The organism is Pseudomonas sp. TE21435, assembly GCF_056279265.1.
This window is the reverse complement of record NZ_JBWBQZ010000001.1, coordinates 1,399,020-1,419,053: the sequence shown is the minus strand read 5'-3', so window position 1 is coordinate 1,419,053 and position 20,034 is coordinate 1,399,020. Positions and strand designations below refer to the sequence as shown.

General features: G+C 66.7%; 16 protein-coding genes and 1 pseudogene. 5 read left to right on the top strand and 12 right to left on the bottom strand.

What is annotated here, in order from left to right:
* Positions 1-165: 165 nt before the first annotated feature.
* The 5 genes from ACZ9C1_RS06550 to ACZ9C1_RS06530 all read right to left on the bottom strand — a co-directional run bounded on the left by ACZ9C1_RS06550 (position 166) and on the right by ACZ9C1_RS06530 (position 4,761).
* Positions 166-933: an SDR family oxidoreductase gene (locus ACZ9C1_RS06550; protein WP_476253775.1), complete on the bottom strand. Its 768-nt coding sequence runs from the start codon at positions 931-933 to the stop codon at positions 166-168.
* Positions 930-1,721 carry an SDR family NAD(P)-dependent oxidoreductase gene (locus ACZ9C1_RS06545; protein WP_476253774.1) on the bottom strand — a complete coding sequence of 264 codons (792 nt, stop codon included), beginning with the start codon at positions 1,719-1,721 and terminating at the stop codon, positions 930-932. Before ACZ9C1_RS06545 ends, ACZ9C1_RS06550 begins: the two co-directional genes overlap by 4 nt.
* Entirely contained in the window at positions 1,718-2,536 is an 819-nt protein-coding gene (locus ACZ9C1_RS06540) for a molybdenum cofactor biosynthesis F family protein (RefSeq protein ID WP_277504337.1), read from the bottom strand. Before ACZ9C1_RS06540 ends, ACZ9C1_RS06545 begins: the two co-directional genes overlap by 4 nt.
* Before the next feature lie 75 nt (positions 2,537-2,611).
* Positions 2,612-3,271: a helix-turn-helix transcriptional regulator gene (locus ACZ9C1_RS06535; protein WP_102685275.1), complete on the bottom strand. Its 660-nt coding sequence runs from the start codon at positions 3,269-3,271 to the stop codon at positions 2,612-2,614.
* A 2-nt stretch (positions 3,272-3,273) separates the two neighbouring features.
* The gene (locus tag ACZ9C1_RS06530) at positions 3,274-4,761 is read right to left on the bottom strand and encodes an aldehyde dehydrogenase family protein (RefSeq protein ID WP_476253773.1); all 1,488 of its coding nucleotides are present in this window, start codon (positions 4,759-4,761) and stop codon (positions 3,274-3,276) included.
* 243 nt (positions 4,762-5,004) lie between these two features.
* On the opposite strand from ACZ9C1_RS06530, the gene ACZ9C1_RS06525 reads away from it, so the two are divergent.
* The 5 genes and pseudogenes from ACZ9C1_RS06525 (at position 5,005) to feaR (ending at position 10,349) form a co-directional block, all read left to right on the top strand.
* Complete coding sequence (locus ACZ9C1_RS06525; protein WP_277504334.1) at positions 5,005-6,174, top strand: p-hydroxyphenylacetate 3-hydroxylase oxygenase component; 1,170 nt, start codon at positions 5,005-5,007, stop codon at positions 6,172-6,174.
* Positions 6,175-6,248: 74 nt separating this feature from the next.
* Positions 6,249-6,731 (top strand): annotated as a pseudogene (locus ACZ9C1_RS06520) (flavin reductase family protein); the annotation flags it as partial.
* Positions 6,732-7,167: 436 nt separating this feature from the next.
* The gene (locus ACZ9C1_RS06515) at positions 7,168-8,667 is read left to right on the top strand and encodes an APC family permease (protein WP_476253772.1); all 1,500 of its coding nucleotides are present in this window, start codon (positions 7,168-7,170) and stop codon (positions 8,665-8,667) included.
* Positions 8,648-9,211, top strand: a complete 564-nt coding sequence (locus tag ACZ9C1_RS06510; RefSeq protein ID WP_476253771.1) for a DUF3156 family protein — start codon at positions 8,648-8,650, stop codon at positions 9,209-9,211. Before ACZ9C1_RS06515 ends, ACZ9C1_RS06510 begins: the two co-directional genes overlap by 20 nt.
* Positions 9,212-9,383: 172 nt before the next feature.
* Positions 9,384-10,349 carry a transcriptional regulator FeaR gene (feaR, locus tag ACZ9C1_RS06505; RefSeq protein ID WP_431197027.1) on the top strand — a complete coding sequence of 322 codons (966 nt, stop codon included), beginning with the start codon at positions 9,384-9,386 and terminating at the stop codon, positions 10,347-10,349.
* A gap of 73 nt (positions 10,350-10,422) precedes the next feature.
* Here feaR and ACZ9C1_RS06500 read toward each other — a convergent pair whose 3' ends face one another.
* From ACZ9C1_RS06500 to ACZ9C1_RS06470, 7 genes are all read right to left on the bottom strand, one after another.
* On the bottom strand, positions 10,423-10,788 hold the full coding sequence (locus ACZ9C1_RS06500) for a cupin domain-containing protein (protein ID WP_023631207.1): 366 nt from the start codon (positions 10,786-10,788) through the stop codon (positions 10,423-10,425).
* A 30-nt stretch (positions 10,789-10,818) separates the two neighbouring features.
* A complete protein-coding gene (locus ACZ9C1_RS06495) occupies positions 10,819-12,117 on the bottom strand; it encodes an NAD(P)/FAD-dependent oxidoreductase (protein WP_476253770.1) in 1,299 nt (432 codons plus the stop codon).
* Positions 12,118-12,509: 392 nt separating this feature from the next.
* Positions 12,510-13,667, bottom strand: coding sequence for a cationic peptide resistance protein CprA (gene cprA / locus ACZ9C1_RS06490; protein ID WP_277504328.1), 1,158 nt, complete (start codon positions 13,665-13,667; stop codon positions 12,510-12,512).
* A gap of 365 nt (positions 13,668-14,032) precedes the next feature.
* Positions 14,033-14,713, bottom strand: coding sequence for a ligase-associated DNA damage response endonuclease PdeM (gene pdeM, locus ACZ9C1_RS06485; RefSeq protein ID WP_102685247.1), 681 nt, complete (start codon positions 14,711-14,713; stop codon positions 14,033-14,035).
* A 4-nt stretch (positions 14,714-14,717) separates the two neighbouring features.
* Complete coding sequence (locus ACZ9C1_RS06480) at positions 14,718-17,312, bottom strand: ligase-associated DNA damage response DEXH box helicase (RefSeq protein WP_476253769.1); 2,595 nt, start codon at positions 17,310-17,312, stop codon at positions 14,718-14,720.
* The gene (locus ACZ9C1_RS06475; RefSeq protein ID WP_476253768.1) at positions 17,312-18,967 is read right to left on the bottom strand and encodes an ATP-dependent DNA ligase; all 1,656 of its coding nucleotides are present in this window, start codon (positions 18,965-18,967) and stop codon (positions 17,312-17,314) included. Before ACZ9C1_RS06475 ends, ACZ9C1_RS06480 begins: the two co-directional genes overlap by 1 nt.
* Positions 18,967-19,977 carry a ligase-associated DNA damage response exonuclease gene (locus tag ACZ9C1_RS06470; protein ID WP_277504321.1) on the bottom strand — a complete coding sequence of 337 codons (1,011 nt, stop codon included), beginning with the start codon at positions 19,975-19,977 and terminating at the stop codon, positions 18,967-18,969. Before ACZ9C1_RS06470 ends, ACZ9C1_RS06475 begins: the two co-directional genes overlap by 1 nt.
* Positions 19,978-20,034 lie beyond the last annotated feature (57 nt).

Here is a 20,034-nt window from a genome sequence, read left to right as displayed (position 1 = left end):
GGTGTGACGTGGAGTGAGACGCATGGATCGATCCTCGTTTTTTGTGTGCGGTCTTGAGTGCCGCGTTGTTGTGGAGGCAGTGTCGAAAGGCGACGGGCTATTAGCGCGTGGAACGCTGGCAGTGGTCTTGCCCGTGGCTGCCAGCGCCCTTGCATGTCGCCGCCATCACAGGCGTGCGGCGGTCTCCGGCAGGGTGGCGCCGCCGTCGACCACAAGGGTCTGGCCGGTGATGTAGCGGGCGGCGTCGGAGGCCAGGAACAGCATCGCGGCAGCGATATCGGCGGGTTCCCCCAGTCGTCCCAAGGGCACGCCGGCGGCGATCCGGGCGTTTAACTTGGTATCGCCGAGGTTGCTCATGGCCGGGGTGCGCACCATTCCCGGTTCCACGCCGTTGACCCGTACATTGAATTGCGCCAGTTCCAGTGCGGCGTTGCGGATGAAGCCGTTGACCCCGGCCTTGGACGCGGCGTAATGGCTCAGGCCCGGATAGGCCACCCGTGGGCCGGTCACCGAGGAGGTAGCCAGCACGCATCCGCCACCTTGGCGGCGGAACAGCGGCAAGGCACCTTGGGTGAGCCAGAACAACGCCCCCAGGTTCACCGCCAGAGTTCGTTGCAGCAGCGCCGGGTCGATCTCGGCGAACGTGGTGAGTGGGAAGTACGCGGCGTTGTGCACCAGCACATCCAGGCGTTCGAGCTTGGCCAGCAAGGTGCCGATCGCACTGGGGTCGGCCAGGTCCAGCGTTTCCCCACGCAAGTCGTGACCCAGGGCCCGCTGTGCGTCCAACAGGCGCCTGAGTGCTGGCGAATCGAGGTCCACGGCCAGCACCTGGGCACCGCCTCGGGCGAAACCCTCGACGATGGCCTGACCGATCCCGCCCGCCGCGCCGGTGACCAGCACCGTGCGCCCCTCGAAGTCGTAGCGCGTGTTCATGCCGACGGCTCCAGGTGGGTAAAGGCCAGGGTCGGCACGTCGACCACGGTCGCGCCGCCGTCGGCGGTGATCACTGCGCCGGTGACGATGCTGGCCTCGACGCTGACCAGGAACTGGCACACGGCGGCGATCTCGGCGCTACTGGCCGGGCGGCGCAGCGGCACGTCGGCGGTGACCCGGCGGTAGGCGGCGTCGAGGTCTTCCTGGTAGTAATCCATCAGTGGCTGCATCTCCAGGTCCGCCATGGGCGTGCGCACCCAGCCTGGACAGACGCAGTTGACCCGTACGCCGAACGGTCCATAGTCGCGGGCCAGCGAGCGGGTCAGACCGACCAGGGCATGCTTGGCGGTGGTGTAGCCGCACACCTCTGGCCCGGCCGCCAGTGAGGCGATGGAACCCAGCAGCACCAGGCTGCCACGCCGTTCGCGCAGCAGCGGCAGGCAGGCCCGGGCGGTGTGGAAGGCGCTGTCGAGATTGCCGCGCAGGGCCTCGCGCCAGGCGCTGTCGCTGGTCTGCTCGGCCGCTCCCAGGCCATGACCACCTGCGCAGGCGATCACCGCGTCGAGGCCGCCGAAGCGGGCGCGTACCTGCTCGATGAACCCCACCCAGCTGGCACTCTGCGCGGCGTCGCCGGCCAGCACCAGGCCATCGCACTGCTGCGCGACACGCTGCAACGCCTCGCGGCGGCGGCCCACCAGCGCCACCTGCCAGCCCTGGCGGGCCAGGCGCAGGGCGCAGGCTTCACCGATGCCGCTGCCGGCCCCGGTGACCAGCACGCTGCGGCTCACTGCGCATGCTCCGTGCGGTTGAGCACTCGGCAATGGGATGACACCGGGAAGTTGGCCAGCGCATCGAAGCCGCCGCCCTGGTAGCCGAAGATCTTGCCGTCGCTGCGGTGCCGCGCCAGGTCGATCATCACCAGGCCCAGGGTGGGCACGATCTTCTCGCACCAGACGAACAGGTACAGCTGCTCGGCGATCTTGTAGTAGTACGCCCGGTCGGTGTCGCACAGGCCTTGCTCGACACCCTTCAGGCATTGCCAGCTGTAGTAGTCGGCATTCAGGTAGACGTGCTCGTATTCCTCGGTGGGGCTGTAGCGGTAGTGGTTGCGCAGGCCCACCAGTTCGGTGGTCGGCGCGTGGGGGCAGGCGCCGGCCTGCCAGGGGCGGTCGAGGCTGCCGTGCAGGAAGCGCGCTTCGACGCCGGTCAACGTCTCGCCGGCCAGGGCCAGTGCGTACAGGCCGCGCTGGGTGCGCGCCTGATCGGGCAAGCGGCCGAGCACGGCGGTGAAGGCCTGGTTGTGGCTGTCGAGCACCAGCGACAGCGACCAGGCCTGGCCGGCCTCGTACTTGATGAAATCGACCAGGTAGATGCCGGGGCGCACCGAAGTGGCTCGGTAGCCGGCGCTGCCGCTGCTGTGGCCGTCTGCCGCATGCCAGTGCAGGCGCTCGCTGTCGAAGCGATGCTCGATGATCCAGCCATTGGCGAAGTGCAGGGTGAGCGTGCGCCCGGCCAGGTCGGCCAGTTGCGGCAGGATGAAGGCCTCGGGCGCGAAGCCCTCGGCGAGGGCGCCCACGGTGATCCAGTCGGCTGGGTTCGGCATGCTGTTGACTCCTGTGTTGGGATGCCGACAGCGTGCCGCGCCGTTTCGCACGGGGGTATCAACCGGAAGGTTGAGTCACAGGTAGAGGGCCGCCACCAGCTCGGTGCGGTTGCGCACGCCGACCTTGCGGAACAGGTTGATCAGGTGGGTTTTCACCGTCGGCAGGCCGACGCCCAGGGCGCGCGCAAGCAGTTTGTTGCTGGTGCCCAAGCGCAGCAGTTCGGCGATCTGCCGTTCGCGTGGGGTGAGTTCGACGTGCCCGTGGCCGGCGCTCAGCGGCTGGCTGGCCACGGCTAGCTGCATCAGCCCGTGCAGGGGCAGCAGGCGTTCAAGCTCGTCGCGCTGGAACTCACCCAGGCTTGGGCTGCGCAGCAGCGAGACGCCGGCCACGGGGCGGCCATCCGCCTGGGCGATGATCTCCACCACGTCCACCACCTGGTGCTGCGCAAGGAAGCGGCGGTAGGTCCGGCCCTGTGCTTCGGGCAAGCAGGCCAGGCCCTGGCGCAACGACACCACGGGCCGGCCGATGGCCAGGCAGCGCCCGGGCTGTAACGGGTCGAACGCCCGGTAGTGCGCAAGGTAGCGGGCGTGCATTGGCGCCTGCAGGTCCTGCAGCAGGAAATCGCAGGCCTGCTGCCCGGCATCGATACGGTAGAACGCCGCCAGCGACGCCGGTACCTGCTGACTGAAGGCCTGCAGGCAGTAGCGGCCCAGGTCGTGGTTGGCGCCGGCCATGGTCAGTAGCGGATCATCACTGACTTCAGCTCGGTGAAGTCGTCGATGAAGGCCGAGCCGAATTCGCGGCCGATACCGGAAGCCTTGATGCCGCCGAACGGCACCGCCGGGTCGAGCAGGGTGTGCATGTTGACCCACAGGGTGCCGGCCTGGATCTGCGGGATCAGGCGCATGGCCTTGCCCAGGTCGTTGCTCCACAGGCTCGCGCTCAGGCCGTAGGGCGAGGCGTTGATCAGCTGCAGCAACTCGTCCTCGTCGTCATAGGGCAGGAAGGTCGCCACCGGGCCGAAGGTTTCCTGGTTGAGCAGGGTATCGCCCGCGCTGTTGGCGAGGATCACGGTAGGCTCGACGAAGCAGCCCGGGCCTTCGCCAAGGCGCCCGCCATGAACGATGCGGTTGCCTTCGGCACGGGCGGTGGCGAACAGCTCGCCGAGCCTCTGTTGATGCGGCTTGTTGGCCACAGGGCCGAACTGAGTGGTTTCGTCCAGCGGGGAGCCGATCTTCAGTTGGCCCAGGCGCTGGGACAGCGCGTCGAGCAATGGGTCAAGGCGTGAGCGATGCACGTAGAAACGCTCGCCGGCGGCGCAGATCTGCCCGGAGTGCAGGAAACCGGCCTCGATGATGCCGTCCAGCGCCTTGTCGAGGTCGACATCGGGCAGGAACGCCACGGCGTTCTTGCCGCCCAGCTCCAGGGTCGCCCGGGTCAGCCGGGCGCCCATGGCCGCCTGGCCGACGGCGATGCCGGTGGGCACTGAGCCGGTGAACGACACCTTGTCGGTGCCGGGGTGCTCGACCAGCGCCTTGCCCACCTGGCCGCCACCGGTCAGCACATTGAGGGCGCCCGGAGGCAGGCCGGCCTCGCTGGCCAGTTCGGCGATGCGCAACAGGGTCAGCGGGGTGAACTCGCTGGGCTTGAGCACGATGCTGCAGCCGGTGGTCAGTGCCGAGGCCAGCTTCCACAGGGCGATCATGGTGGCGAAGTTCCACGGCACGATGCCCACCACCACCCCCACCGGCTCGCGCAGGGTAAAGGCGCTGTAGCGCTCGCCGGCGAAGGAGGGCAGCGACGGGGTGATGGTCTGGCCGGTGATCTTGGTGGCCCAGCCGGCGTAGTAGCGCAGGAAGTGCGCGGCCTGCTCCACCTCGAAGGCGCGGGCGATGCCGATCAGCTTGCCCGATTGCAGGGTTTCCAGCTGGGCCAGCTCCTCGCGGTTGGCCTCCAGCAGGTCGGCCAGGCGCAACAGCACCGCGGCGCGGACGGCGGGGTTGGTGTGCGACCAGCTGGCAAATCCCTGGCGGGACGATGCGACGGCGCGCTCGATATCGGCCGGGTTGGCGTCGGCGACCTGGGCGATGGCTTCGCCGTTGGCCGGGTTGTACACGGTGATGCGGGCGCTGGATTGGCTGGTCACCGTTGCGCCGTGGATGTACAGGCCGTGGTCACGGGCGAGGAAGGCGCTGACGCTGGGGAGGAGGGGGATATCGCTCATGACAGGGCTCCGGATGGGCCGCAGCGGCCCGATTTGCGCAGGTTAGAGCGCGGCAAACCGGCGTTCTTGTCTGCCCATGCCAGCCACCATGACCCAGCCTGCCAGGCCCATGAAAAGTGCAATCCGAGGTGCGGAAGTTGCATTTTCCGGCCTGCCCATGGCTCCCATACTGACCCGGCATTCATCAGCGAACGCCCGCTTCCAGGCACCGTTCGCCAGGGTCCAATAACAATGAGCCAGACCATGAAAAAGCCAAACTCCCTGCTCGAAGACCTCAAGCCCCTGTTGCCGGCCATCGCCGCCCGCGCCGACCAGGCCGAGCGCGAGCGCAGCGTGCCCGCCGAAAACATCGCCGCGCTCAAGGCCATCGGCCTGCACAAGGCATTCCTGCCCAGACATTACGGCGGCCTGGAAATCAGCCTGCCGCAGTTCGCCGAATGCATCGCCGCGCTGGCCGGCGCCTGTGCCAGCACTGCCTGGGCGATGAGCCTGCTGTGCACCCACAGCCACCAGTTGGCGATGTTCCCGGCACGCCTGCAGGACGAGATCTGGGGCCACGATCCGGACGCCACCGCCAGTAGCAGCATCGCCCCGTTCGGGCGTACCGAAGAGGTCGAGGGCGGCGTGCTGTTCAGTGGCGAGATGGGCTGGAGCAGCGGCTGCGATCATGCCGAGTGGGCGATCATGGGCTTTCGCCGGACCAACCCCGAAGGCGGTCAGGACTACTGCTTCGCCGTGCTGCCGCGCAGCGACTACCAGATCCGCGACGACTGGTTCGCCGCCGGCATGCGCGCCAGTGGCAGCCGCACGCTGATCGTCGAGCGCGCCTTCGTGCCCGAACATCGCATCCAGAAGGCCCGGGACATGATGGAGGGCCACTCGGCGGGCTTCGGGCTGTATCCGGACAGCGCGATCTACTTCAACCCGTACCGGCCGTATTTTGCCAGCGGCTTCTCCACGGTCAGCCTGGGCATCGCCGAACGCATGCTCGAGGCGTTCAAGGACAAGACCCGCCACCGCGTGCGCGCCTACACCGGCGCCGCCGTCGGCGCGGCCACCCCGGCGCTTATGCGCCTGGCCGAGTCCACCCATCAGGTCGCTGCGGCGCGCGCGCTGCTGGAAAAGAGCTGGGAGCAGATCGCCGAATACAGCGCCCGCCGCCAGTACCCGACGCGCACGGAGCTGGCCTACTGGCGTACCAACCAGGGCTATGCGGTCAAGCTGTGCATCCAGGCCGTGGATCGGCTGATGGAGGCGGCCGGCGGTGGCGCCTGGTTTGACGGCAACGAACTGCAGCGGCTGTTCCGCGATGCGCACATGACCGGGGCGCACGCCTATACCGACTATGACGTCTGCGCGCAGATCCTGGGGCGCGAGCTGATGGGGCTGGAGCCGGATCCGGCGATGACCTGAGCTTCAACCGATGAACATGGCTGGAGCAATGTGAGAGCGACCCAGCCAGCCCAATAACAATGATGGAGCCTTGCATGTCCACTCCCTTCGATAGCCGCGCCTTCCGCCGCGCCCTGGGCAACTTCGCCACCGGCGTTACCGTGATCACTGCCACCGACCCTGCGGGGCGCAAGGTCGGGGTCACCGCCAACAGCTTCAACTCGGTATCCCTCGAACCGCCGCTGGTGCTCTGGAGCATCGACAAGCGCTCCAGCAGCCATGCGGTGTTCGAGGCTGCCGGGCACTTTGCCGTGAATGTGCTGGCGGCCGACCAGGTCGACCTGTCCAACACCTTCGCCCGCCCCAGCGAAGACCGCTTTGCCGGCATCGAGCACGAGACTGGCGAGGGTGGCGCGCCTTTGTTGCCAGGCTGCTCGGCGCGTTTTCGCTGCGAGAAGTTCCAGCAGATCGACGGCGGTGATCACTGGATTCTCATTGGCCGGGTACTAGCCTTCGACGACCTAGGCGGGGCGCCGCTGCTCTATCACCAAGGCGCCTATTCCAGGGTCCTGCCGTATGCCTTTCAAGGTGTTTGACGCAAGTATTGCGGCGCCTGCCGGATCGAGCGCCGCCCGCGCGGCGCATCGCGGATGAATCCGCTCCTACATTTTTTGCAACGTACCGACCCTGTCAGACCATGGTTGCCAGCCTTGCCCGCCGAAAAATCGCGTCGAGCGCACAAGGCTTACAACCATGGCCTATCAGGCATGGCCACGTTGCAACAGATGTAGGAGCGGATTCATCCGCGATGCGCCGCGCGGGCGGCGCTCGATCTCAAGAGCGCTGCAAGGCTATCGCCTGGCACCTGGCAACACGGATCAAGATCGGCGGCAGCCAGTGGCAAGACCTGCCTGGGTGAAGGCCGCAAAGTGACGGAGAAGACCCGGCGCACGCCAGCACTTGCGGCGCGCCGGGTAAGCGGTCATCTTTCTCTCGTCCACCCAGGGCCCACCCATGACATCCAATAATAAGCTCACCGAGCACTTGAACCGCGGCAGCGTCGGCTTCCCCACCGCGCTTGCCAGCACCGTCGGCCTGATCATGGCCAGCCCGGTGATCCTCACCGCGACCATGGGCTTCGGCATCGGCGGCAGCGCCTTCGCCGTGGCCATGCTGATCGCCGCAGTGATGATGCTGGCGCAATCGACCACCTTCGCCGAGGCGGCGGCGATCCTGCCCACCACCGGCTCTGTCTATGACTACATCAACTGCGGCCTGGGCCGATTTTTCGCCATCACCGGTACCCTGTCGGCGTACCTGATCGTGCATGTGTTCGCCGGCACCGCCGAGACCATCCTGTCCGGGGTCATGGCCCTGGTGAACTTCGAGCACCTCAATACCCTGGCCGAGTCGGCCGGCGGCTCCTGGCTGCTGGGGGTGGGCTTCGTGCTGGTGTTCGGCGTGCTCAACGCCTTTGGCGTGAGCGCTTTCGGCCGCGCCGAGGTGGTGCTGACCTTCGGCATGTGGACCACGCTGATGGTATTCGGCGTGCTCGGCCTGATCGCCGCGCCCGCCGTCGAGCTGGAAGGGCCATTCGGCGTGTCGCTGGTCGGCACCGACCTGATGACCATCCTGTCGCTGGTGGGCATGGCCATGTTCATGTTCGTCGGTTGCGAGTTCGTCACCCCCCTGGCCCCGGAACTGCGCCGCTCGGCCTGGGTGATGCCCAAGGCCATGGCGCTGGGGTTGTTCGGCGTGGCCAGTTGCATGTTCATCTACGGCGCGGCGATGAAGCGCCAGGTGGAGAACGTGGTGCTCGATGCGGCAAGCGGCGTGCACCTGCTGGACACCCCCATGGCCATCCCGCGTTTCGCCGAGCAGGTGATGGGCGATATCGGCCCGGTGTGGCTGGGCATCGGCTTCCTGTTCGCCGGCGCGGCCACCATCAACACGCTGATGGCCGGGGTGCCGCGGATTCTCTACGGCATGGCGGTGGATGGGGCGTTGCCCAAGGTGTTCACCTACCTGCACCCGCGCTTCAAGACCCCGCTGCTGTGCATCCTGGTGGTGGCGCTGATCCCCTGCCTGCATGCCTGGTACCTGGGTGGCAACACCGACAACATCCTGCACCTGGTGCTGGCGGCGGTATGTGCATGGAGCACCGCGTACCTGCTGGTGACCCTGTCGGTGGTGATCCTGCGCATCCGTCGCCCGGACCTGCCGCGGGCCTATCGCTCGCCGCTGTTCCCGCTGCCGCAGATCGTCTCCAGCATCGGCATCCTGCTGGGGATGTGGTTCATCACCCCGCCGGGCATGAACCCGGCCGATGTCTATGTGCCGTTCGCCGTGATGCTTGGCGCCACCGCCGTCTACGCGCTGTTCTGGACCCTGTGCGTGCAGAAGGTCAACCCGTTCCGGCCGGCCAGGGTCGAGGATGTGCTGGAGAAGGAGTTCGCCGCCGAGCCCGGTCAGCCTCATAGCGAGCAGGTGCGCCATGTCGGCAAGCTGGCTTGAGCGCCTGACCGGGCCACGTGCTCCGGCCGGGTATCGGCCCGGGGCGACCCTGGCGCGTCTGGGGTGCAACCTCGGAATGCCGGATTTGCAATCCGCAGCATCCTTTACCTACCGCGAGGATGGTCCGCGTATCGAGGTGCGTGAGCGCACCGAAAGCCACCTGCTGATGCACCTGGTCATGTGCGAGTTCATCCTGCGCGTGCCAGCCAGTGGCCAGGGCACGCTGCGCGCCGAACTGCACCACACCGGCATGCTGCGGCGCAGCGGGCTGGGCTGCCGCCTGCGCAGCGGTGACCGGCTATTGTTCGAAGCACTCAAGGCGCGTCTGGCAGCAATGCAGGCCGCCCTGATGCCCTTGGACTTCAAGCGCCTGGCCATCGACTGCAGTAACAGTCAGTGGCAGGTGACCCTGGAGCACATGGGCGCTAGCGAAGTGGTCAACCGGATGCCCGCCTTGCGTCGCTATATCCCCCTCACAACCGAACAGCGCCACCATCTCTGGCTGGCGTTCGACGGGTTGGCGTACGCCCTGCGCGACCTCTGAATCCTGTAGGAGCGGCTTTAGCCGCGATCACCCGCAAAGCGGGTGCCAGGCACCGCGACACCTGCATCGCGACTGAAGCCGCTCCTACAAGAGATGACAGTTGTACGTTCATTGATAACATGTTAACAATTACTCCATAACAACAACCGTTGCTGTGGAGGTCGCCATGCCCATGCCCCAGCCCGCTTCAGTTCACAGCGCAAGCCCGCCCCAGGACGGCCTGGAGCGCTGGACGACGGCCATGCAGAAAGTCTGCGGCCAGTTCCAGACCGAACTTGCCTTCAACCGCTCGCTGTTCATCGGCGAGATATCGACCTACAACCGCGCCGGCCTGGCCCTGGCCAATCTGCGCACCAATGCCGGCAATATCCGCCGCCTGGGCGACAACCCCGACCGCGACGACGACCAGCATTGCTTTCTGGTCAGCCAGCGCATGGGCTACTCGCAAATCACCCAGGGCGGCGCGAGTATCCAGCTTTCGCCAGGCGAGCTGCTGTTGATGGATTCGGTGGGCCCGTGCGAGATCACTCCGTTCGGCCTGATCGAGCATGTTTCGCTGTCACTGTCCCGCGAGCAGGTGCGCAAGCATCTTGCGAAGCAGGGCGCGACCTTCGGCAAGATCTCCTCGACCAACGCCTGCGGGCGCATGCTGCACCTGCTGATGGACCAGCTGTGCCGTGAAGGCGACGAGGCCGGGGCAACCCAGGGTGAGGCGCTGCAGGCGGCGTTCATCGCTCTGCTGGAGCCGGGCTTCGAGCGCGGTGATGACAACCCCGGCTCGCTGGCCAGGCTCGGCGGCGTCAGCCTGCGGGGCTATGTGCAAAAGGTCATCGACGAGTCGCTGGGCCAGCCCGGGTTGACCCCGGCAAACCTGGCCGAGCGCCTGAGCATTTCGGTGCGCCATCTGTACCGGTTGTTCGAGGAGGAGGGTGACAGCGTGTGCCGTTACATCCAGCGCTCGCGGCTCAAGCGCAGCGCCGATGATCTGTCCAACCCGTTCCTCAAGCGCGAGTCGATCACCTCGATCGCCTACAAGTGGGGGTTCACCGATTCGGCGCATTTCAGCCGAGCGTTCAAGAAGCAGTTCGAGCAGTCGCCGAAGGATTTCAGGGCGATGGCGTTGACGGCAGGGCGCTAAAAGCATCGCCGGCAAGCCGGCTTCCACAGGGCTATGCGTCCTCTGTGGAAGCCGGCTTGCCGGCGAAGCGGAATCAGGCTAGCGCAAGGTAATGCTTCACAAAGGTCTCACTCAGCACCTCCCACAGCACCGGCGTGCCCTTGGTCACGAACCAGGCATCACCCGCTTTGTAGCGCGTCACCTGCCCGGTGGATTCATCGGTCAGCTGGATCTCGCCGGTCACGATCACCGCCTGCTCGCTGAACGGATAGACCATACGGAACTTGCCCTGGGTGGTGCCGAAATAGGCGCTGCTGACCGGGTCGGTCGGGGCGCCGTGGGTCATCTTGCCGTAGCACTTGACCTCGCCTTCGAGGATGGTCGAGCCAAGGTCGGCAACGGTGCCCCAGGCGTCGAGTTCGGACAGCTGCACACCCTGGCGGACGGCGGTGAGGGTCATGGTGGTTCTCCTGGTCTTGTTCAAAAGGAATCAACGGCGGCCGTTGAAGAAGCCCGACAGCTGATGCACGGTCTTGCCGGCGGTCAGCAGCAGTGGGCGGATATGGTCCTTGCCGAGGATGCGCGCGTGCTTGACCGAACTGATCAGGTCGTAGCGGGCCGAGCCTTCGCTCATGCCTTCGGCGAGGATCTTGCAGATGATGTGGCTGGGGGTGACGCCGAAGCCCGAGTAGCCCTGCACGTAGAAGGCGTTGGGGCGGTTGCTCAGGGTGCCGATCTGCGGGAACAGGTTGGCGCTGGTGGCCATCGGCCCGCCCCAGGCCAGGTCGATGCGCACGTCCTTGAGATAGGGGAAGATCTTCAGCATCAGGTTGCGGTTCCAGGCCTTGAGGTCCTTGGGGATGTGCTCCACGAACGGCGTGGCGGCACCGAACAGCAGGCGGTTCTCGCGGGTGACGCGGTAGTAGTCGATCACCGGGCGGATATCGCTGTAGGCGCCGCGGATCGGGCTGATGCGCTGGATGAGCTCGTCCGATAGTGGCTCGGTCATCAGCTGGAAGGCATAGGTGTTGACGGTGCGCGCATGCAGTTCGGGTTCGAGCTTGTTGAGGAAGCTGTCGCAGGCCCACAGCAGCTTGCTGGCGTTGACCGAGCCGCGCCCGGTGCGCACGGTGATGCGCTCGCCGTAGTGCACCTCCAGTGCCGGGCTGTGCTCGAAGATCCGCGCACCGTGGCCGACCAGGGCCTGGGCCTCGCCAAGCAGCAGGTTCAGCGAATGCACGTGGCCGCCGCCCATGTGCAGCAGGGCGCTGCTGTAGGCGTCGGAGCCGATGATCTGCCTGACCTCCGAGCCACCGAGGAAGCGGATCTCGTCCTTGCCGTTGATGGCCTTGAAGTCCTTCTCCCAGGCGCGCAGGGTCTTTTCCTGGCGGGCGTTGAAGCCCATGTAGCCGTAGCCGTGGCAGAAGTCGGCGTCGATCTGGTAGCGGGCGATGCGCGCCTTGATGATGCCGGCGCCCAGCTCGCTGATCTCGAAGATCTCGCGCAGGCCTTGGTCGCCCACGCTGCTCTTGATCTTCTCCAGGTCGTGGCCGATGCCGGCCATGATCTGCCCGCCGTTGCGCCCGGTGCCGCCGAAGCCCAGGTAGCGGGCCTCGAGCACGACGACATTGGTGATGCCTTGCTCGGCCAGTTCCAGGGCGGTGTTGATGCCCGAGAAACCGCCGCCGATCACCACGACATCGGCTTCGATGTCGCTTTCCAGGGTGGGGAAGCTGAGGTTGTACTTCTTGGTGGCGGTGTAGTACGTCGGCGTTTCGATGTTGATCATGGCGCAGCCTGGACAGTTGGAATTGTTGGACAGCACGGCTTGCACAAGCGCTGGCGGTTACAGGTATTGAGCACCTAACGACAGGTAGGTGTCTTGCCTGGGACTGCCAGGGTTTTGCTTCAGGCTGCCACGTTGTCCATCGCGTCCAACACCGTAGGCATACGGCGGCAGCATGACCTCCACGGGAGAAGTGGTGATCATGCGCCTCATGAATATGTTAAGTAAATCAACCTCTGTGGCTAACGCGAGTCAGTTTAGCGATAGGGGCCGCTTTGCGGCCCATCGCCGGCAAGCCGGCTCCCACAGATACAGCGCAGGCCTTACTAATTGCGCGGTCCCTGTGGGAGCCGGCTTGCCGGCGATAGGCTGCGTAGCAGCCCCTGTGACGCTTATTACTTGAAATCCCACTGCATCTGCGTGGCGATGCTCACACCGCTGGACGACCTGACACAGACGTCCAGGTAGTCGGTGAAGCGTGGCGGCATGGCAATGCCTTCTTCCAGCAGCCGGCTGTTGTCGAACAGGTAGTTGAGGTCGGCAAAGCCGCTGTACAGGCGCAAGGCACGCAGCACCAGCCGTGGGTTGGCCGGGCCGATGCGGGTTTCGAAATGGCTGGCGAGCGATTTGAGGTCGTCCGCCTCGACCTTGCGATAGCGCTTGCCCACCGGCTCCGCGCCATTGGCCAAGGCGAAAGCCTGGTCGATCTCGGCGAAGGTGCAGGCCGAATGATGGCCGGCGGAGATATGGTAGAGGTCATGACCCAGGCGGGGCTTGAGCGCCAGGCCGATCAGCGCTTCGGCGCAGTAGTCCACCGGGATCACGTCGATCTGCTCGTCCAGACCGCAGGTGAAGCTTTCCAGGGCGAAGCCCATGCGGAACACCCAGAAGATGCTGCCCGAGGCCTGGCAGCCGAGGCTGCGGTGGCCGACCACGATGGATGGCCGCGCCACCACCAGCGGCAGGCTGGGCAGCTCTTCACGCATGCGCCGTTCGATCTCCGCCTTCGAGGCGGTGTAGTCCACCAGTTGCTGCGCGGCCTCGGGAAACTCCCACGATTCGCTGATCGGTGACTCGCGCTGTGGGCCGCAGCACATGGCGGTGCCGACGTGGAGGAAACGCTTGAGACGGCTGGAGCGGCTCAGCACCTGGGCAAAGGCGTAGGTGCCCTCGACGTTTACCGGCCAGATATTGGGGTTCTTCGAGAACGAGGCCACGGCGGCGCAATTGATCACTCGGTCGAGCTGCATCAGACGCGGCGTCTCGCGAGCCAGCCAGGCGGTGTCGAGGAAGTCGCCGCAGAGGATCTGCGCTTCGCTCAGGGCCTGGCCCTGGCTGTCGTCGACACCATGCTGGCGCAGGTTGTCGCGCAGGCGTTGCAGGCCCTGCGCCGGGTTATCGGCGCGAACGAGGAAGCACAGGGCCTCGGCATGCCCTTCGGCGATCATCTGGGCGGCGACGGCGCCACCGAGAAAACCTGTGGCACCGGTCAGCAGAATACGCTCCTGGGCTGGACACGGGAGGGTGGGCGTATGAATGGCGGGGGTGTTCATAGGTTTCCTCGGCAAGTAATTTGCCACTTTTCATTCTTTGGAATGGGTGTGAAAGTTGCGTGAAAAGTTTGCTCGTGCGACTAATTCAAGTCCGGAGCTATTGGTTTTTTGATAAACATGGCGCGAGCCGATATCACGTCGGAAAGCGCGTCGTATGGGAATCATGGCCTTGCACCGCGCAGGCAGATAGCGGCGAAGAGCAGGGCGGCGAGACATTGTCTGGCGGGCCGATGGTTATTTCAATTAACTGTTGGCGCAGTTATGCAGGTTTTTGGTGAAACAATTTTAATGGGCTATTAGCAGATGTAAGCAGCTGTATCAAATGTGTAAATATATTTAAATTTTCACGCGGTTAATTGTTGGTGTCACTTCAATTGTCCGGGCACTTCCCAGATCCCTCCATCACCGATGACATAGACCCGCTGACCCGTTCCCGGCTGCAGCGTCATCGCGCCGGTGAAGCTGCCGAACGACGGCAACAAGGTCAGGTGCTCGCCGACCAGGAAACAGGGCAGGCGCACCTGTTGGCGGCCACGGCCGCGCAGGCGGTACGCCGGATGCACATGGCCCGCCAGTACATGCCGCTGCGGGTGCGCGCAGGGCTCGTGGTGCAGGGCGAACGGGCCGAGCGGCAGCGGCTCGGCCACCACCTCGATGCCCAGCCCGGCCGGCGGATCACCGGCCTGTCGGTCATGGTTGCCACGCACCAGGGTGATGGGCAGCGCCGCATGGCGGGCGCGCCACTCGGCAAGCGCTGCCAGGGTTCGCGGGGTCCTGCCTTTGGCGCTGTGCAGGAAGTCGCCGAGAAATACCAGGTGCTGGCAGGCAAAGCGCTGCAGCAGGGCATCCAGGCGTTGCAGGTTGCAGGCGGTGGTGCCACTGGGCACTGGCTGGCCCAGTGCCCGGTAGCCGGCTGCCTTGCCCAGATGAAGGTCGGCGATCAGCAGGGTCCGCCGCTCTGGCCACCACAGGGCTTTTTCCGCCAGCAGGCAGAGTTCGGTGCCGGCCACCTTTACGCTGATGTGCGAAGGAAGGGTGCTGGCCATGGCCTCAGGACCGCTGCCTGGCCGGGCGTGGCCGGCCGTCCTTGCTGCGCCTGGCCTTGTGCGCGCGGCCAGGTTCACGCGTGTCATCCTCGACCATCAGCGTGGTCAACGCCGCAGGCACCTGTGCCCCGGCACCTGCGGCCTGCTCCAGGTCGCTGACCATGCGCCGGATCCGGTCGGCGAGTTTTTCCGAGCTGAGGCTCTCGCGAAAGCGCTCGACCATCAGCGGAAAGGCGAACGGTGTGGCGCGCCTGATGCTTCGCAGTTGCAGCGGCAGAGGCTGCAAGCGCTGCAGGGTCTGGCGCAGGCGTTGCACATCCAGTTCCTGGCTCAGCACCTCCTGGCGGGCCTGGGTCAGCAGCAGGTTGTCCGGGTCGTGCTGCCTGAACACATCGAAGTACAGCCCGCTGGAAGCCTGCAACTGGCGCGTGCTCTTCGGCGCACCGGGGTAGCCGGTGAACACCAGCCCGGCGATCCGGGCGATCTCGCGAAAGCGCCGGCGCGCCAGCTCGCCGGCATTGAGACTGGCTAGCACCTCGGGCAACAGGTCTTGGCTGTCGAACAGCGCCGGGGTCAGGGCACCGGCGTAGTCGATGGCGCTGGCGCACAGCAGTTCCAGGCCGTAGTCGTTGACCGCGATGGAGAAACTCAGCGGTGTATCCCGGGCCAGGCGCCAAGCCAGCAGGCTGGCCAGGCCCAGGTGCACCGAGCGTCCGGCGAAGGGGTAGAGAAACAGGTGCCAGCCTTCGCGGGACTGCAGGGTCTCGGCCAGCAGGACGTTTTTGCCGGGTAGCGCCGACCAGGCTTTCTGCACCTCCAGCAACGGGCGCAGCAGGCGCATTTCCGGGCCTTGGAAGACACCCTGGTCCGCCGCGTCCAGTTCGGCCAGCATCGCCTCGGCCAGTTCGCCCGAGAGCGGCATGCGCCCGCCGTTCCAGCGCGGGATGGCGGCCTTGCGGTCGCTGGCGCGGCGCACGTAGACAGTCATTTCGCGCACCTCTACCAGCTCCAGGGTGCGGCCGGCGAACAGGAAATGGTCGCCTGGGCGCAGGCGGGCGATGAAGCCTTCCTCGACGCTGCCCAGCGATCCGCTGCCACCGCGCGCCCAGAACTTCACGGTCAGGCTGGCATCGCTGACCAGGGTACCGATGCTCATGCGGTGACGCCGTGCCAGGCGTGCATCGGGCACCCGCCAGCGGCCTTCTGCGTCCGGCTCGGCGCGGCGGAAATCGGGGTAGGCCGTGAGCGAGAGACCGCCGTGGCGGATGAACGCCAGGGCCCATGCCCATTGCGTGTCGCTCAGGTCGCGGTACGACCAGGCGCTGCGCACTTCGGCGAGCATGTCCTGGGCCTCAAAGCCATCGCCGAGGGCCATGCTCACCAGGTGCTGGACCAGCACATCCAGTGGCCGCTCGGGGGCCTGGCGCGCCTCGACCTTGCCCTGGGCCACCGCCCTGCGTGCGGCTGCCGCCTCCAGCAGTTCCAGGCTGTGGGTCGGCACCAGCGTGGCGCGCGAGGGCCGGCCGGGGGCGTGGCCGGAGCGCCCGGCGCGCTGCATCAGGCGCGCCACTCCTTTGGCCGAGCCGACCTGTAGCACGCGCTCCACGGGCAGGAAGTCGACCCCCAGGTCCAGGCTGGACGTACAGACCACCGCCTTCAACTGGCCTTTCTTCAAGGCCAGCTCCACCCAGTCGCGCACCTCACGCGACAGCGAACCATGGTGCAGTGCCAACAGCCCAGCCCAATCGGGCCGCGCCTGCAACAGCGCCTGGTACCAGGTCTCCGCCTGCGAGCGGGTGTTGGTGAACACCAGCGTGGTGGCGCTGCCTTGCAATTGCTCGACGACCTGCCCGAGCATGCGCAGGCCCAAGTGCCCGGCCCAGGGAAAGCGTTCGATGGCGGGCGGCAGCAGGGTGTCGATACGCAGGTCCTTGGCGTCGTGCCCCTGCACCAGGCGGCCCGCCGGCATCAGCACTTGCCGCGCGTGATCCAGGTTGCCCAGCGTGGCCGAAAGCGCCCAGACCAGCAGCGACGGCTGCCAGTAGCGCAGGCGGGCGAGGGCCAGTTGCAACTGCACGCCCCGTTTGTTGCCGAGCAACTCGTGCCACTCATCCACCACCAGCATGCGCAGGCCGGCGAACGCCTCGCGCGCATTGGCCTGGGTCAGCAGCAGCGTCAGGCTTTCCGGAGTGGTGATCAGGACGCTGGGCAGGCGCCGTGCCTGGCGGGCGCGTTCGGCGCTGCCGGTGTCGCCGGTGCGCAGGCCGATGCTCCAGCCGATCCCCAGGTCGTCCAGGGGGGCCTGCAGCGCCCTGGCTGTGTCGGCAGCCAGGGCTCGCATGGGGGTGACCCACAGCAGGGTCAGCGGCGCCATGGCGGGCTTGGCGCGACGTGCCGGCATGGGCTGGGAGGCATACTGCCCGGCGAAGCGATCCAGCGCGGCGAACCACACGGCATAGGTCTTGCCGGCGCCGGTGGCGGCGTGCAGCAGCCCCGATTCGCCGTCGGCCACGGCTTGCCAGACGGCCTTCTGGAAGGTGAACGGCTTCCAGCCGCGCTCGGTGAACCAGCGGCTGGAGGGCTGGCGGCGCTTGACCATCACAGCAGCCCCTGCAAGGTGGCCAGCGTGTCAGCCTGTTCGATGGTCTTGTCGGTGCGCCAGCGCAGCATGCGTGGGAAACGCACCGCGATGCCGCTCTTGTGGCGCTTGGACAGGGCGATGCCTTCGAAACCCAGTTCGAACACCAGGGTCGGGGTGACGCTGCGTACCGGGCCGAACTTGTCCACCGTGGTCCTGCGCACGATGGCGTCGACCCGGCGCATCTCTTCGTCGGTCAGGCCAGAGTAGGCCTTGGCGAAGGGCACCAGCACCCGCTCGCCCGGGGCACTGTCGTCCCATACCGCGAAGGTGTAGTCGCTGTACAGGCTGGCACGCCGGCCATGGCCGCGCTGGGCATAGATCAGCACCGCATCGATGCTGAACGGGTCGATCTTCCATTTCCACCACAGGCCCAGGTCACGGGTACGGCCCACGCCGTACAGCGAGTCACGGCGCTTGAGCATCATGCCCTCGACACCCAGCTGGCGCGAGGCCTCGCGCTGGCGGGCGAGCGCCTGCCAGTCGTCGCCGGTCACGCGCGGCGACAGGCGCAAGCGGGCATCGCCGATGCTATCGACCAGCGCCTCGAGCTGTGCCCGACGCTGGTCCTGGCTGCAGCTGCGCCAGTCTTCGCCTTCCCATTCCAGCAGGTCGTAGGCCAGCAGCGCCGCCGGCAACTCGTCCAGCAGCTTCTTGCCCAAGGTCTTGCGCCCGATGCGTTGCTGCAGCAGGGCGAACGGCTGGATGCCAAATGCCTGTTCGCCGCTGTCGGGTGGCGGCTTCCAGATCACCAGCTCGCCATCGAGCACGGTGCCGTCGGGCAGAGCGGCGGCGAGTTGCGCAATCTCGGGAAAACGCTCGGTGATCAGATCCTCGCCCCGCGACCACAGCCAGGCACGCCCATCGCGTTTCACCAGCTGGGCGCGGATGCCGTCCCACTTCCATTCCACCAGCCACTCCTGGGGCGGGCCGAGCACCGCGTCGAAACGCTCGAGCGGCTCTTGTAGCGGGTGCGCCAGGAAGAACGGGTAGGGCTGGCCGCCGCGCTGGGCATGTTCCTCGGCGGACTCCTGGGCGACCAACGCCAGGTAGCGCTGGGGCGTCGGCTGGTGCGCAAGGTCGGTGTAGCCGACCATGCGCTGCGCCACGCGCTTGGCGTCGACCCCGGCCAACGCGGCCAGGGCGCGGGTCACCAGCAGTTTCGAGACGCCGACGCGAAAGCCACCGGTGAGCAGCTTGAGGCTGACCATCAGGCTTTGCCGGTCGAGCCGCGCCCACAGCGCCTGCAAGCGCGGCGCGAGTTCCTCGGGGGGCAGGCCGCGCAGTGGCAGCAGTTGCTCCAGCCACCACTGCAGGCTTTCATCCGCGACCTGGGTGGACTCTGGCAGCAACAGCGAAAGGGTTTCGGCGAAATCGCCGACGGCCTGGTAGCTCTCCTCGAACAACCACTCGGGCAGGCCGCACAGGCGGATCGCCAGGTCGCGCAGCACACGGGTCGGCACCACCTGCCGGGGCCGTCCGCCGGCGAGGAAGTACACCGCCCAGGCGGCATCGGCAGGTGGTGCGGCGGCCAGATACTCTTGCAGCGCGGCGAGCTTGGCATTGCTCGAGGTGGTGGCATCGAGCCGGGCGTAGAGTTCGGCGAAGGCTCTCATCAGTTGGTCGGCTCCAGGCTGTCGTCTTCCTCGCCGTACTCGGTCTGGAAGGCTCGGGCATCCAGGCCGCGTTCGGTCAGGTAGCGAACCAGCACGTTGACCTGGCCGTGAGTGACCATCACCCGCTCGGCGCCGCTCTGCTCGATGGCCCAGAGCAGGCCGGGCCAGTCGGCGTGATCGGAGAGCACGAAGCCGCGATCGACGCCGCGTCGACGCCGCGCCCCGCGCAGCAGCATCCAGCCGCTGGCGAAGGCATCGCTGTAGTCGCCGAAGCGGCGCATCCAGGTGCTGCCCCCCGCCGAGGGCGGGGCGAGGACCAGTGCCTGGCGCAGCAATGGGTCGCCCTTGCTGGTCGCCGTGGCGGGCAGGGTTTCCGGCAGGCGCACACCGGCGGCGCGGTAGACCTGGTTCAGCGGCTCCACCGCGCCATGCACCAGCACCGGGCCAATGCTGGCGTCGATGCCGTGGAGAATCCGCTGGGCCTTGCCGAAGGCGTAGGCGAACAGCACGCTCGGACGCCCGGCGGCGGCATTGGCGCGCCACCAGGCGTCGATGTCGGCGAAAACGCAGGCCTGGGCTTGCCAACGGTAGATCGGCAGGCCGAAGGTCGATTCGCTGATGAAGGTGTGGCAGCGCACCGGTTCGAAGGCTTCGCAGGTGCCGTCCGGCTCGACCTTGTAGTCGCCAGAGGCGACCCACACCTCGCCGCGGTATGCCAGGCGCACCTGGGCCGAGCCGAGCACGTGGCCGGCGGGGTGAAAGCTCAGGGTCACGCCGTGGTGCTCAAGCGGCGTGCCGTAGGGCAGGGTCTGCAGGTCGATGTCCTCGCCCAGGCGAGCGCGCAGTATCCCGGCGCCGGGCGTCGCGGCGAGGTAGTGGCGATTGCCGCGCCGGGCATGGTCACCGTGAGCGTGGGTGATCACTGCCCGATCGACCGGCCGCCAGGGGTCGATGTAGAAATCACCGGGTGGGCAGTACAGCCCTTCGGGGCGCGCGACGATCAGCTCCATGGCTCACCTTGGCCTGGGTGTTAACAGCTCAGAGCGTCGGCAGGCGCATCAGGTTCA

Coding starts and splice junctions, on each gene's coding strand:
- ACZ9C1_RS06480 (WP_476253769.1), bottom strand. CDS start 17,312: ATGGTCAAGCGCCGCCAGCCCTCCAGCCGCTGGTTCACCGAGCGCGGC.
- ACZ9C1_RS06530 (WP_476253773.1), bottom strand. CDS start 4,761: ATGAGCGATATCCCCCTCCTCCCCAGCGTCAGCGCCTTCCTCGCCCGT.
- ACZ9C1_RS06540 (WP_277504337.1), bottom strand. CDS start 2,536: ATGCCGAACCCAGCCGACTGGATCACCGTGGGCGCCCTCGCCGAGGGC.
- ACZ9C1_RS06470 (WP_277504321.1), bottom strand. CDS start 19,977: ATGGAGCTGATCGTCGCGCGCCCCGAAGGGCTGTACTGCCCACCCGGT.
- cprA (WP_277504328.1), bottom strand. CDS start 13,667: ATGAACACCCCCGCCATTCATACGCCCACCCTCCCGTGTCCAGCCCAG.
- pdeM (WP_102685247.1), bottom strand. CDS start 14,713: ATGGCCAGCACCCTTCCTTCGCACATCAGCGTAAAGGTGGCCGGCACC.
- ACZ9C1_RS06550 (WP_476253775.1), bottom strand. CDS start 933: ATGAACACGCGCTACGACTTCGAGGGGCGCACGGTGCTGGTCACCGGC.
- ACZ9C1_RS06495 (WP_476253770.1), bottom strand. CDS start 12,117: ATGATCAACATCGAAACGCCGACGTACTACACCGCCACCAAGAAGTAC.
- feaR (WP_431197027.1), top strand. CDS start 9,384: ATGCCCCAGCCCGCTTCAGTTCACAGCGCAAGCCCGCCCCAGGACGGC.
- ACZ9C1_RS06525 (WP_277504334.1), top strand. CDS start 5,005: ATGAAAAAGCCAAACTCCCTGCTCGAAGACCTCAAGCCCCTGTTGCCG.
- ACZ9C1_RS06515 (WP_476253772.1), top strand. CDS start 7,168: ATGACATCCAATAATAAGCTCACCGAGCACTTGAACCGCGGCAGCGTC.
- ACZ9C1_RS06535 (WP_102685275.1), bottom strand. CDS start 3,271: ATGGCCGGCGCCAACCACGACCTGGGCCGCTACTGCCTGCAGGCCTTC.
- ACZ9C1_RS06500 (WP_023631207.1), bottom strand. CDS start 10,788: ATGACCCTCACCGCCGTCCGCCAGGGTGTGCAGCTGTCCGAACTCGAC.
- ACZ9C1_RS06510 (WP_476253771.1), top strand. CDS start 8,648: ATGTCGGCAAGCTGGCTTGAGCGCCTGACCGGGCCACGTGCTCCGGCC.
- ACZ9C1_RS06475 (WP_476253768.1), bottom strand. CDS start 18,967: ATGAGAGCCTTCGCCGAACTCTACGCCCGGCTCGATGCCACCACCTCG.